This window comes from Subtercola vilae (assembly GCF_004923255.1).
GTDB classification, from domain to species: Bacteria; Actinomycetota; Actinomycetes; order Actinomycetales; family Microbacteriaceae; genus Subtercola; species Subtercola vilae.
In genome coordinates this window covers 25892-38442 of sequence record NZ_QYRT01000037.1, presented here as the reverse complement: position 1 = coordinate 38442, position 12551 = coordinate 25892, and the positions used below count along the sequence as shown (strand labels likewise).

The following is a 12551-nucleotide window of genomic DNA, read 5'->3' as shown; positions in this document are numbered from 1 at the left end:
TGTTAACGCCGTGCTGACCCAGCGCAGGCCCGATGGGGGGTCGGCAGGGTCGTCGCAGGCGCAACTTCTGGGGTGGTGAGCGGCACCGCCGTGGGCGCATCGATGTTCGACACGGGCACCGTGTAGGTGCTGATTCTCGGCGTCGTCTTCTGAGCCGGCGCGTCGGTCGGGAGCGGGGTCACGGGCGCATCGGGGGCGGCGGGCGTGCTCGCCGGCTCGGGTATCGCTGTGGCGAGCGGCGACGACTCCGGGCTGGGCATGGCCACCGGGGCTCCAGCGTCTGGGGCCGTCTTCACTCTGCCCGAGCTGCCGAGAATAAGCGCGAACGTCACAGATGCCCCGATGATCACAACCGCTGCGACAACGGCGATACCGGCGACGAGCCCCACCCTGGTCACCGGGGTCTTCACGGTCGCAGAAGCGAGGTGGGCCCTCGAGCCGCCCGGGATGGCGTGCACCGACCCGGTGGTCCAAACGGGCGAAGCAGACACCGCCGCGTGCGCGCCGGCTTGCGTGTAGGCCAGATATCCCCCGGCCCCGGCGACACCGGTGACAAGGGGCAGTAGAACCAGTACCAGCATCGAACTGACGTGACTGGCCTCCTCGAGCACGATCACGCAATCCCGCTCGCACACCGCGAGGTGCCGGTCGACCGCATCGACGTTCTTCTTCGCCAGGCTACCGAGCGAGTATGAGGCGAAGAAGCCGGCGACGGCCGCGCACGCGGGATCGTGCGATTTCTTCAGATGCGCCTGAACCCAGGCAGCGCGAAGCCCTGCTTTCGCGCGGATGACGAGCGCAGAAACCGAGTTCGCAGACATCCCCAGAAGCGGTGCGATCTCCCGTGGCTTCATCGCTTCGACCTCGGAGTACCAGAGAACCTCCTGCCACCTGGTCGGCAGCGACCTGAAGGCGGTGGCCGTGATTCCGCTGTCGAGTGCCGCAAGTTCAGCGGCCTCTTCGGTGGCCGGGTCGGCAAGGTGGTCAAGTTCGTCTGTTGTGATCGGGTCGGCTTTTCGAGACCAGTTGCGCGCGACATTGCGAATCGTACTCAATAGGTACGGGCGGAACCCTGCCGTCGGACCAGCACCGGCGCGCACCGAAGCGAGAATGTTCGAGAACGCTTCGATAGTGAGATCTTCTGCGTCGTAGCTCGAAAATCCTCGCGCAAACGCTTGACCAGCACCAGCGTGCCGCGCCCAGAGTTCAGCGAACGCCCGAGTGTCTCCTTCGCGCGTCAGAGCGACGAGGTCGATGTCGGAGTGGAGCTGGTCGATGGCTTCAGAGTCGTAGGCGTGTTTCACGGTCAGCCCCCAAAGGCGCGGTAGTAGGCCCCCCGACCCTCACGCTATCGGGTTCGTCGGCGCGCCGCATCTTATGCGGTCGCAAATGAAAGTTTTCGTAGCCGCGTCACGAAACGATGAACGGAGGGTCTTCCTTTACGGAAGCACATGTTGCGGGTACGGGCATCGGAGATCGAGCAGTCGCAGCAGTCCATCCAGGGGGTCGTCATGCTCAGACACGAGAACTATCGCCGGTTTCGGGGAATCTTTGTGGCAATCGCAATCTCAATCGGCATCTGGGTGGGCGGAGTCCTGCTTGTGCTGCACCTGTTGCGAGCAATCTGAGCCATCCGACGTGTGGGCAGGGCGGCGCGTCACAAAATAGGTGAATCGGTGTCTTCCTAGGCAGAGCGGGCTCGTGGCCTGCCGCGCATTCAACGACAGGAACGCCCCATGATCACTCTCTTCGCCGCCGCCGCTGGCGCTCTGATTGCAGTATTGCTCGCCGTGCTCATCGTGCTGCACGTGAACGACCGCCCTGCCCGTCGCCGTGAAGTGATGGCTCGGCGCTCGCTCATCTGCGCACTCATCGAAGCCGGCAATGTAGCGACGATCTGGCAGTTTCTCTCGGCGAGTGAGCGCGCCGCGGCCGGCCTCACCGCCAGACGGCTGAATCTGCGCCTGCGCATCTCGGGCCTGCCTGGCGCAGATGCGGCGTCGAACTGGTCGGAGCACATGCTGAGCGAGCTTCGGCGCGACTCGATGAACGGGGGCCTCCAGCCCGCCCTCTTCGACTACTTCGAAACGCAACTCCGCACGTGGCTTCGCCAACCTCGCCGGCACTCTCCGATCTTTCGCGACTACGTCGAACTGTGGGACAGGTCAGCGCTCAGCACGGCGGTGTTGGGTCAGCTCTGAGTCACCGCCCCTCGCCGATCAACTTTCGGGAAGCGCCGCGAAGTCGCGCTTGACCCCGGAGTACCAGTCCATGGACTTCTTCGGGTGCATCCATCGGCCCTTCATCGCATCGCGCGCCTCAGCATGGGTCGCATCGCCGGCCTTCACAGCCGCCTTCAGGTGGCGGTCTTGCGCCTTGATCACGTCGTCAGCGGTCGCTTCGACATAGGCCTCATCACACGGTCCGCCCAGCTGGCGGCAGGTCATGGTCTTCATTTCGGTTCTCCTCACGAGGCGCCAGAATGGCACGACTCACTCTCCTGACGAATCAGCAGTCACGAATGTGACGGCGAGTTCGTATCTGGGCTTCTCGGCAGGGTTGCCTTTCGTGGCACGACCTGCAGGAGCGTCGCCGGGGCGGCCCGAAAGACAATGCCCTGCACCTCGTGCTCGACGACCGTGAAATCGAAGGCCACCTTCGCCGTTCCCTTCTGAAACCAGGCCGCACCCGCCCGGCCGTCGATGAACACAGCCAGCGCCGCACGAGCACTGCCATTGAAGAACTCGGCGACCGCAGCCCTGCCGCGAATCGACGAAGGCGTGCCCGCCAGAATCGCCGTGGCGTCGGCGCTCACCTCTGCATCGGGGGCAAGGAGGCTGAGCAGGCGTTCGAGATCGCCGCCGCGGGCCGCGGCCATGAAGGCGTCCACAACCTGCGCGTCAGATGCAGGGCCATCCGGCTCGGCACTCGCCACCTTGTTTCGCGCTCTCGACGCCAGTTGGCGCGTTGCTGCCGCACTGCGATCCAGAATCTCGCCGATGCTCACAAAGTCAAACCCGAACGTGTCGGCGAGAACGAATGCCACCCGCTCGTTCGGGGTCAACCTCGCCATGACGATATGAAGCGCCTGGCCGACCGACTCAGCCCGCTCTGCGGTCGTCGCCGGATCGTCGTGGCCGGCGGCGACCGCATCGAGAGTCTCGGCCGGCAAAGGGATGCGCGCGCGCAGCCTGTCGAGGCACAACCGGGTGGTTACCGTCGTCAACCACGCGGGCAGACTGATCACCTCAGTCGAGGCTTCGCTCCAGCGCAGCCACGCCTTCTGCACGATGTCTTCGGCCTCGTGTCGATCGCCGAGCAGCCGCGCCGCGATGGCCGTCAACCGCGGGCGTTCGAGCTCGAAAGACTGGGCTGGCTCCACATGCTCAAGCCTAACGTTCGCTCTCGCAACTAGGGTCTAGGTGTGACCCGCACCGATCGACTCTACGCACTCGTGGAGGAGTTGCGGGCCGTGGCACCGCGGCCGAGGAGTTCCCGGTGGCTCGCCGAGAAGTTCGGTGTCAGTTCCCGCACCATCGAGCGAGATGTGTCGGCGCTGCAACAGGGTGGAGTACCCATTTGGGCAGAGCCGGGCCGCGCGGGAGGGTATTGCCTTGACCCGGCGCACACTCTGGCGCCCCTGGGGTTCACTGTCGACGAGGCGCTCGCCATGATGATCTCCCTGGGCGCTCTGGCCACCAGCCCATTCCGCGAAGCGGCGGCGTCGGCGCTTCGCAAGGTTGTCGCCGTAACCGACGATCGCCGTCTGAATGAGACTGCGCTTCTCGCGACCCGCATCCACCTGCTCGGTGAGCACCGGTCGAATGAGGCGCCGCGCGAGTTGGCTGACGCGCTCCGAACCGGGCACGTTCTGCAGATCGCCTACAGTGACCGCAACGGAATTGTCACCTCGCGGCACGTCGAACCCATGGGATTCGTCGTGAAGGGCAGTGACTGGTACCTGATCGCCTGGTGTCGCCTTCGCAACGGCCTTCGCGCGTTCCGCGGCGACCGCATCAGCACGGCGGAGTCTCTCGCTGAGCGACCACCGCGACGCCCGCTCAGCGCACAAGACCTCGGCATCGTGTACGGAGAGCTGCGAAGAGTGGGCACAGGCGAGGAATCGCTCTAAACGCCGACAGTACGTTGTCGCTCGGTCAGCCCAGGATGGACTCGTCTGGCCGCGCGGCCCGACAGACAAGGAACCCATGAACCTCGCATCGATTCGAATCATCACTCATGACGTCGACCGGCTCGCACGCTTCTACGAGGCTGTCACCGAAACGGTCGCCGTGCGGCCCGCACCTGTTTTCGCCGAGATTCGAACGGCAACGGGAACCCTCGCGATCGCCAGCACGGCAACGGTCGCGATGCTCGGCGACCACGCACCACAGCCGGGTAGCAACGACACGATCATCATCGAGTACCTCGTCACCGACGTCGACGCGGAGTTCGTTCGGCTGCACGACGTGCTCGAAGACATTGTGCTCGAACCCACCACCATGCCGTGGGGCAACCGGTCCACCCTGTTTCGCGACCCTGACGGTAACCTCGTGAACCTCTTCTCCAGACCGGCGGTCACTTCTGCTTCTCAGTGAGTCGACCCGCGAGGAGCGTGCCGAACAGACCGAATGCCGCGGTCATCCCGAACACAGTGCCGAACGCGACCGAGGTGTCACCGAGACGAGCGATGATCGCCCACCCCACCCACATTTCAGGGAGTGCGATCGTTGCACCCATCGTGATCTCGCCACCGAGCAAAGCAAGAAAGCCGATTCTGACCGACCGCGCGCGGCGGCCAGGATCGACCGCGTCGAGGCGTGCCTGCACAAACGAACCGGCTGTCCACGCAAGTGCGCCCGCGGCGAGGCCGAGACCGACGAATACGGGGCCGACCAGCGAAGGGATCGTCCACACCGAAGAGAGAAAAGCAAACATGACCGGTTGCAGTCTGCTTGGGTAAGCGATGCCGACGAGGCTGTACGCGTAGGCCATGATCGCGCCAATACCGAGCCCTTGGAGCACGCGGGCGACAACGAAGACCCACCATTCTGGAGCAAGGCCGGCGATGAGACAGCCGGTGGCGAATACGAGACTTCCGATGAATACTGCGCGGGCGGGGCCCCGGCGGTCGATGTCTGTGCCGGCGACCACTGTGCCGACAATATTTGCCAGCATGAGCGCCGAGAGCCCCCAACCGTATCCGCCCAACCCTCCGAGCTCGGTCGCGACGGCCGGCAGGATGGTTGCCACTCCGAGCGACTCGAACGCCACCACCCCGACGCTCAGCAGAATACCGACAGTGAAGGCGCGAAACCTGCGGGAGAACAGGCCTCCGCTGCCGGCCGCCACCTCAGCGAAGGGTTCGCTCGAGTCGACCTGCCAAGGCACCTCAGCGTGCATCCGGTTCAGCTGTTAATCCATCGCGCACCTCACGCAACGTTCCGCTTCGGAACGCAATGAATCTCCGCTAACGTCGAGTCATATCGCAACAGCACAGTGATGCCGCACCACACCCCGCGCGTGCCGCGCCAGGCGGTCGCCCGCGTGACAAGACCATTGATGATAGAGCGACGCAGGCGGTACTCACACTTCTCGGCCGAGGGCCCTACACCGCCCTGACCATGGAGGCCATCGCGGTCACCGCCGGCACGAGCAAACCGGCGCTGCGCCGTCGGTGGAACAGCCTGCCCGGCGTCGTCGTACACGCGCTGATTTCGGTGCTGGGCACCACGCCCACTCTCGACACTGGCTGTGTGCGCTGCGATCTCCTCGCCGGCATTTCAAACCTTGCCGACGGCCTCACCTCTTCCTCGGTCGCGAACGCATTGCCCGGTCTCGTCTCCGATTTCGCAGGCGACAGCGAACTGAAGGCCTTTTTCTTTCGCGAATACTTCGAGCCTCGCCGAAACAGCACCCGCGCCGCCCTCGAACGTGCAATTGCTCGCGGAGAAATCTACAAAACGATTGACATGGAGCTCACGCCGGATCTGCTTGCCGCACCGCTTTACTACCGAGCACTCTTCGGCCACCAACCGATCGACGCCGGCCTGGCCGAGCGAATCGTGCTGAGCGTGCTCGGAGGCATCGCCTCCCCCGACGGGAACCGTCTGCACTAAACAGGCCTGCGCCGTGTGGCGCCTCTCTCACCGTCCCGGGAATACGACGATCCAGGCCCATTTCTGGGTCCACCCAATTCTTCGAGGATTATTGGAGGGCTCGGCGTGCGGGGTGTTGTGGGGCGATGAACATCAATGCCAGCACGGTTATCAGGGCCAGAGCGAGATGCATGAGCACCAAGATGAAGACGGCGTCGGCAGGTTGACCTTGATAGAGGATCCAGGCATCGGGCGCGAATCCCACGATCGTGACGATCACCGCCAGCCCAACGTATAGTCGTTGCGCCCGGGTACTGATCAACGTGAGCGCGGGCCAGGCAAGAGAGGCCAGCACGACTCCGATGATGGTGAGTTTTCCGTAGTCGGCGAACCCATAGTGCTCGTACCCTTTCGTCGCGGGAAAGAGAACCACACCGAGCTGAGCGAGTCCGGCGCACGCGAGCAGCGACAAGGCAACGGCGACGGCGGTCGCGATGATGAACCGCGCTAGGCCCGGCTGGTTTTTGCCGGCCGGAAAATCAAGTCGGAGGGCGGTGATCAACCGGTTGCCTGACTGTCTGGCCGGTTCATTGTGCGAGACGTTAGTCACAACGAGTTTCCTGTCTGAGGCACGCGCACCTTCGGCGTGACAGCACCCACCGTATGCTTCACCCGCAAGGCTGTCGTCAGACCGACGGGTGATCTTGACATCATCCTGAAGGATGACCGTGCCCGCAAAGGAGCAGCCAGCATCTCCACCCGACCCTGCCTCACCGCGGGTATCCGTACCCAGAATGAGAAGACCACGATGGTCCAGCTATGTCATTCGATGTATGTAGCGGTGTTCATCCCCTTGGGGGACGCCACCGGCCAGGGGGCTACCTACCGTGGATACATGGTCATCCCCGCACCCCCGCTCACCGACACCGAACACGCACCGCGTCGGCGTTCGATACTCGACCGATTTTACTTTCTTGCAGTGATCGTGAAGGGTGTCGACGGGGCCGTCGAGCTACTGGCCGGACTCTTACTCTGGCTCGCACCGGCAGCCGTTCACGCCCTGCTCTCCGGAATCGTGAACGAAGCCAACGAGGGCCACACCGCTGCTCACCTCTTCATTGCAAGCAACATCGGCCATCTCGATTCACAACTCGCCCATCAAAACTCGACATTTCTCATTGCCTTCCTGATCGTGCACGGCGTCGTCAAGATCGCTCTGGTCTACTGCCTGTTGAAGCGGTTTCACCGCGCATACCCGTGGGCACTCTCAGTGTTGACAGTGTTTCTGGCGTATCAGGTCTATGCCCTCGTCACGACGCCAACTCTCTCGATGGCGATATTCACCGCTCTAGACGTCGTGATCATCTACTTGGTGTGGCGCGAATATCGCGAACTCAAATCACACGTCGCAAGACCGAACGTGCCTGCTCGAAGTGACTCCAACTGAAATGACCAACACCCCCTACGACACCCTCGGGTACCGCGTTACGGCGACTTCTCCTGCATCGAGGTCGCGGGCAAGCAGGATGCTCCACACCATCGGGCAGGCGAGCTCACACTCCGCCGCGGGTCTCTTCGCGACCGCATCGATCTTGGCCTGGGTCATCTTCGGCATCCTCACCAATTTTCCCGACTGGTGGGACAACGCGCTTTATGTCGTGAGTTCGTCGGTGACCTTCATCATGGTGTTCGCCATTCAGCACACCCAATCCCGGCAACAATCAGCGACTCAACGAAAACTCGACGAGATCCTCCGAGCAATGCCCGGAGCAGACGAGCGGCTCATCGCGGTCGAGGAAGCACCCGATGCTGAACTTGAAGCGCTAACCGAACTCAACCTCAGCGACCGCGAAAAAGCCATCGACGACAGCGGCCTTCTGAGCAGCCACCCACTCAGCGCAAAACACGATGCCCTTACACGGGAAAAACTGGAAGCTCGGCGAACCGACTGACGCACCTTCTTCGATGCGTTCCCCTCACCGCCTATTCCGCCGCGCATCGATGCTGTTCGCAACCACCGTCGCCGCGGCGCGGATCGACCCAGGCGAGGTACGAAGACAGCCTGCTGGTCTGGTCATGGTGGCGCTCATCTCTTCGCTGTGTTCAACGAGACCTTCGTGTAACGGGACTCGTTGGCAGCACTCAGTTGCACTGCTGCCAACACACGCTGTATCTGCAACGCAGAAGCGAACGAGGGTGACGGCTGCCGCCTACCGCTGATGTCTGTCACAAGATCGACGACCTGGTGGGTAAGGAGGTGCTCATAACCGAGGCCATGGCCGGTCGGCCACCAATGGGCGGCGTAAGGGTGAACGGGGTCTGTCACCTGGATGCGTCGAAAGCCTTCGGAATCTTCGGCATCCGTGCCGTCGAAGTATTCGAGCTCGTTCATACGCTCGAAGTCGAAGGCCACCGACCCTCGGTCGCCGTTGATCTCAATGCGGTTGGCGTTGCGTCGGCCGAGAGCCAGCCGCGTGGCCTCGAACACGCCGAGCGCACCGCCGCTGAGCTCCGCGGTGAACGCGACAGCGTCGATGCTCTGCCCGGTCATCCATTGGGCAGTGTCGATGCTGTGTGCCCCGATGTCACCGAGAGCGCCGGATCCGGCCTTCTGCCGGTCGAGCCGCCATGTGAGCGGCGCGAGCGGATCGCTGAGCCAGTCCTGCAGGTATTGGGCACGAACATGACGAATGGTACCGATGCGGCCGTCGTCGACGAATCGTTTCGCCAGAGCAAGCGCGGGGTGGTGCCGAGACGGTCTGCGATCAGCTCGGGGCTTCCTGACAGGGTGATGCTTTCTAGCCAGGGGCCACGATCGGTATCGTCGAGTGGTTCGCCAGAGTGCATTTTCGCGATGTTTCTCTTGGTGTGCAGGCTGCCGCCGTCGACAAATGGAACATCGAGTCGGTTTGCCAGCGCGTTTCCCACTGTTCTGGCGACTTGGGTGAATATGAGCTCTAGTAGCCGGCCGCAGGGTTGATCTGGCCGCGCATGTCGGTGCCGGCGAGAAAGTGTTTGGCGTTGCTGATGATGCGTTCTTGAAGTAGTGGCCAGATCATGTCCCAGGTGTCTGCGGTGTGGGGTGTGATGAGCGCGCGGGGTTCTTTCCAGAGAGGGTGGGAGGAGGGCAACGGTTCGGGTTCGGTGACGTCGAGGGCGGCGCCGCGAATTTGTTTATCCGCAAGGGCAGTCGTTAGCGCGTCGAGGTCGATGAGTCCGCCGCGTGCAATGTTGATGAGGATTGCGCCGGGGTTCATTGTGTGGAGCTCTGGTGCTGCGATGAGTTTTCGAGTTAGAGGGGTGAGGGCGGCCGCGAGCACGACGATGTCGGCCTCGGCGAGTTCATTGCTGAGCCTTTCGAAGGGTTCTGTCTGCTGTGCACCGGGGACAGGTGCTGGCGTTCTGCGGATGATGACAACGTGGTTGTTGAAGGGGGCCAGGAGGCGGAGAAGTTCTGTCGCGATACCGCCTGCGCCGACGATCAGAACGCGTTTTCCGTGCAGCGTAGTACCGGCAGGCTTGCCCCAGTCATGCGCTCTTGCCCGGATTGGCAGGTCTCGGAGCATCGCGAAGATGAGGGCGAGGGCGTGTTCGGCGACGGGCTGCGAGTAGGCACCTTTAGCCGAGGTCCACATGATCTTGTGGTCGAGCAGTCCGGCGAGGGCGAAGTCGTCGACTCCAGCCGAGGGGAGTTGGACCCATTCGATGTTCGGGGCTCTGGTGAGCGCGGCGGCGAGCCCGTCGGGGTCATGAAATCCGAGCCAGATCAGGCCGCGGCTGTCTTCGTCTAGGGTTCCGGCACTGATCCCGGCGTCGTAGAGGGCGTTGACGAGCCAGCGCTCTGGGTTCGGTGCGATGGCTATTTCAGCGATGGTGAATGCTCGTTTCTGAATGCCGTGGTGGTGGTGCCGTGGAGTCGCGGACGACGAGGTGTGTCGCCAGTTCCACTCGTTTTGTGGGCTGTGTTTCGCCGCTGGCGAGCCGGAAGATGGTGGCGACGGCGGTGGCGCCGATTTCTTCGACAGGCTGATGGATCGTTGTCAGCGGCGGTGCCGATGAAGGGGCGAGCATGGTGTTATCGAACCCGACGACGCTGAGTTGCGTCGGGATTGCGATACCGAGTCGGCGGGCTGCTTCCATCACGCCAAGTGCAGCGACGTCGCTTGCGGCAAAGATCGCGGTGGGGCGGTGGGGCCGGGCGAGGATGGTGATTCCGGCCTCGAGTCCTTGTTCGAAGGTGAACGGACCGTGAATGATCTCCGCGAGGTTCGTGGGCAGCCCAGCTTGGTGCATAGCTGCTTGGTAGCCGTGCGTTCGGGCGACATCGCAGGCGGCCCCGGTTGGACCGCCGATATAGGCGATGTTCTCGTGCCCCAGGTCGATGAGGTGTTGGGTAGCCTCCATGCCGCCGGCCCAGTTGGTTGCGCCGACGCTCACGGTCGCGGTTCGGGGCACATCGATCGGGTCGACCAGCACAACAGGAAGTCCCACAGATCGAAGAGCGGCTTCTCGTTCGGCGGAGAACTCGGACGTGACCTCAATCACCCCGACCCGCCCCGTTCTGGCCAAACGTTGCGCCCACTTCATCGGAGACTCGGTGGCGAGTGCGCCGAGTCTCCGGGTGACGACAGCGGCCTTCGCGGATTCGGCAGCGGCTATCGCGCCTGAGAGCAACGCCAACGCGTACGGGTTCTTCAGGGAATCGATAACGATCTCCACGAGGGGCTCCCGGAGCCCTCTGACAGGCCGTTCTCGCTCGCTGACTCCGACGTAACCGAGTTCCTCGACAACTCGTTCGATGTCACGACGGGTACTCTCCCCCACCCCGGTTCGCCCGTTCACTACCTTGGATGCCGTCGCGATCGAGACACCCGCTTCGTCAGCCACCCGGGCGAGGGTGATTCGCCTGGCCGGTTTTCTCCTCTCGGAGATGAGATCGTGTTCTATCGTCACTGACTCTTCGCTCTCGTTCTTTGCCTGAACCATTTCTAGCCGCCCCATCCTCTCACCGTCAACATACGTGCCGCGAAAGTTTTTCGCGAACATGTTGCTTGACTCTATGGGTCTAATCGACCAAATTTGTGCCGTGAAGACAATACGGTCGTAAAAACTTTCGTAATGTTTTCCTTCCATCACACTGATCGAAAGGACGAGCAATGAAGCTCACAGCAAAAAAACGCGCCACGCTCGGCGTGGCACTGCTCACCGCCGCAGCGTTAGCTCTCACCGCGTGCGGCACGTCGGGTCCCGGCGGGGGTTCCACCGGGAACGCCAGCGCGTGGGCACTGACCGGGCAGCAGAAAACCATCCAGGCGTCATTTGATACCTGGAATGCTGCAAATACGGGCAAGAAAGTCGACGTCCAATTCTTCGGCAACGACGCGTATAAGCAGAAGATACGAACAGCGATCGGCTCCGGCAGCTCCCCCACCCTGATCTGGACGTGGGGAGGCGGGGTTTTGAAATCCTATGTCGACGCGAACAAACTTGTGCCGCTTGACAGCTCGCTGACAGCCAAAGTATTCCCGGCGATCGCCGCCAACGGCGAGGTCGACGGCAAGCTCTACGCGGTGCCTAACAACACTGTGCAACCGGCCCTGATCTACTTCAACAAAGATGTGATGGCCAAGGCTGGCCTGACCGGTGCTCCGACCACCTGGGACGAGCTGCTCTCCGACGTCAAAACGCTCCGCGCGCAAGGAATCGCCCCGTTCTCGCTGGGCGGTGCGAGCAAGTGGCCCGAACTGATGTGGCTGGAGTACCTCACCGACCGGATCGGCGGTCCTACCCCTTTTAAAGCCATCCAGGACGGCGAGGCTGGTGCGTGGTCCAACCCGTCGGTTATTCAGGCGCTGACCATGATCCAGCAACTCGTCGACGCCGGCGGGTTCGTGGACGGGTTCCAATCCGTCGCCACCGACAGCAGCGCAGACTTCGCCCTGATGTACACCGGCAAGGCGGCGATGATCCTGCAAGGCGCCTGGGGATACGCCGCGATCCAGACCGCAGCACCCGACTTCATTTCGGCGAACACCCTCGGCTGGGGTGATTTCCCCACCGTCACGGGTGGCACCGGCGACGCGTCGAACGTCGTCGGAAACGCTTCCAACTACTGGTCGATCTCCGCCGACGCATCCAAGGACCAGCAGACCACAGCCGCCGGCTACCTCACAGGCGGGAACATGACCGACACCTACATCGCCGGGCTGCTCTCCTCAGGCGGTGTGCCGCCGATCACTGGGCTGGATGCGCAAATCGCGAAGAGCGCGAACGCTTCTTTCCTGACGGACGTTTATCAGATGTCAGAGAACGCGGCGAACTTCACTCTGTCCTGGGATCAGGCAATCGACCCGAGCGCTGCTGACGCGCTGCTGACGAACCTTGACCTGGTGTTCTTGAAGCAGAGCACCCCCCAGCAGTTCGCCGATGCGATGACCGCTGCGAGCAAATAGA

The 12551-nt window shown here is 62.8% G+C and carries 14 protein-coding genes and 1 pseudogene; 7 read left to right on the top strand and 8 right to left on the bottom strand.

Annotated elements, in window-relative coordinates; all coding sequences use genetic code 11:
- Positions 1-2 precede the first annotated feature (2 nt).
- Positions 3-1304, bottom strand: coding sequence for an RNA polymerase sigma factor (locus D4765_RS15265; protein WP_161580461.1), 1302 nt, complete (start codon positions 1302-1304; stop codon positions 3-5).
- 432 nt (positions 1305-1736) lie between these two features.
- Here D4765_RS15265 and D4765_RS15260 point away from each other — a divergent pair, with 432 nt between their 5' ends.
- The gene (locus D4765_RS15260) at positions 1737-2201 is read left to right on the top strand and encodes a hypothetical protein (protein WP_136643175.1); all 465 of its coding nucleotides are present in this window, start codon (positions 1737-1739) and stop codon (positions 2199-2201) included.
- An 18-nt stretch (positions 2202-2219) separates the two neighbouring features.
- On the opposite strand, the gene D4765_RS15255 is transcribed toward D4765_RS15260, so the two are convergent.
- Together D4765_RS15255 and D4765_RS15250 are read right to left on the bottom strand one after the other, a co-directional pair.
- Positions 2220-2456, bottom strand: a complete 237-nt coding sequence (locus D4765_RS15255; protein WP_136643174.1) for a hypothetical protein — start codon at positions 2454-2456, stop codon at positions 2220-2222.
- A 59-nt stretch (positions 2457-2515) separates the two neighbouring features.
- The gene (locus D4765_RS15250) at positions 2516-3382 is read right to left on the bottom strand and encodes a sigma-70 family RNA polymerase sigma factor (protein ID WP_136643173.1); all 867 of its coding nucleotides are present in this window, start codon (positions 3380-3382) and stop codon (positions 2516-2518) included.
- A gap of 42 nt (positions 3383-3424) precedes the next feature.
- On the opposite strand from D4765_RS15250, the gene D4765_RS15245 reads away from it, so the two are divergent.
- Positions 3425-4132, top strand: a complete 708-nt coding sequence (locus D4765_RS15245) for a helix-turn-helix transcriptional regulator (RefSeq protein ID WP_136643172.1) — start codon at positions 3425-3427, stop codon at positions 4130-4132.
- A 76-nt stretch (positions 4133-4208) separates the two neighbouring features.
- Positions 4209-4598, top strand: a complete 390-nt coding sequence (locus tag D4765_RS15240; protein WP_136643171.1) for a VOC family protein — start codon at positions 4209-4211, stop codon at positions 4596-4598.
- Here the strand turns inward: D4765_RS15240 and D4765_RS15235 are convergent.
- Positions 4579-5391 carry an MFS transporter gene (locus tag D4765_RS15235; RefSeq protein ID WP_237280481.1) on the bottom strand — a complete coding sequence of 271 codons (813 nt, stop codon included), beginning with the start codon at positions 5389-5391 and terminating at the stop codon, positions 4579-4581. The genes D4765_RS15240 and D4765_RS15235 overlap by 20 nt on opposite strands.
- 233 nt (positions 5392-5624) lie before the next feature.
- Here D4765_RS15235 and D4765_RS15230 point away from each other — a divergent pair, with 233 nt between their 5' ends.
- Positions 5625-6119, top strand: coding sequence for a TetR-like C-terminal domain-containing protein (locus D4765_RS15230; RefSeq protein ID WP_237280480.1), 495 nt, complete (start codon positions 5625-5627; stop codon positions 6117-6119).
- 88 nt (positions 6120-6207) lie between these two features.
- Here the strand turns inward: D4765_RS15230 and D4765_RS15225 are convergent, their stop codons facing one another.
- Positions 6208-6708, bottom strand: a complete 501-nt coding sequence (locus tag D4765_RS15225) for a DUF6069 family protein (protein ID WP_136643168.1) — start codon at positions 6706-6708, stop codon at positions 6208-6210.
- 285 nt (positions 6709-6993) lie between these two features.
- Here D4765_RS15225 and D4765_RS15220 point away from each other — a divergent pair, with 285 nt between their 5' ends.
- A complete protein-coding gene (locus D4765_RS15220) occupies positions 6994-7545 on the top strand; it encodes a DUF2127 domain-containing protein (RefSeq protein ID WP_161580460.1) in 552 nt (183 codons plus the stop codon).
- 1 nt (position 7546) lies between these two features.
- On the top strand, positions 7547-8050 hold the full coding sequence (locus D4765_RS15215; RefSeq protein WP_136643166.1) for a low affinity iron permease family protein: 504 nt from the start codon (positions 7547-7549) through the stop codon (positions 8048-8050).
- Positions 8051-8184: 134 nt separating this feature from the next.
- On the opposite strand, the pseudogene D4765_RS15210 reads toward D4765_RS15215, so the two are convergent.
- The 3 genes and pseudogenes from D4765_RS15210 to D4765_RS15200 form a co-directional block, all read right to left on the bottom strand.
- A pseudogene (locus D4765_RS15210) lies at positions 8185-8850 on the bottom strand (Gfo/Idh/MocA family protein); the annotation flags it as partial.
- Between the two features lie 205 nt (positions 8851-9055).
- Positions 9056-9865 (bottom strand): D-isomer specific 2-hydroxyacid dehydrogenase family protein, encoded by an 810-nt coding sequence (locus tag D4765_RS15205; protein WP_272898632.1) that lies wholly within the window; start codon positions 9863-9865, stop codon positions 9056-9058.
- 97 nt (positions 9866-9962) lie between these two features.
- Positions 9963-11144: a LacI family DNA-binding transcriptional regulator gene (locus D4765_RS15200; RefSeq protein ID WP_201799334.1), complete on the bottom strand. Its 1182-nt coding sequence runs from the start codon at positions 11142-11144 to the stop codon at positions 9963-9965.
- Positions 11145-11254: 110 nt separating this feature from the next.
- Between D4765_RS15200 and D4765_RS19495 the strand changes: the two genes are divergently transcribed.
- Positions 11255-12550, top strand: a complete 1296-nt coding sequence (locus tag D4765_RS19495; RefSeq protein WP_201799333.1) for an extracellular solute-binding protein — start codon at positions 11255-11257, stop codon at positions 12548-12550.
- The last annotated feature ends 1 nt before the right edge of the window (position 12551 follow it).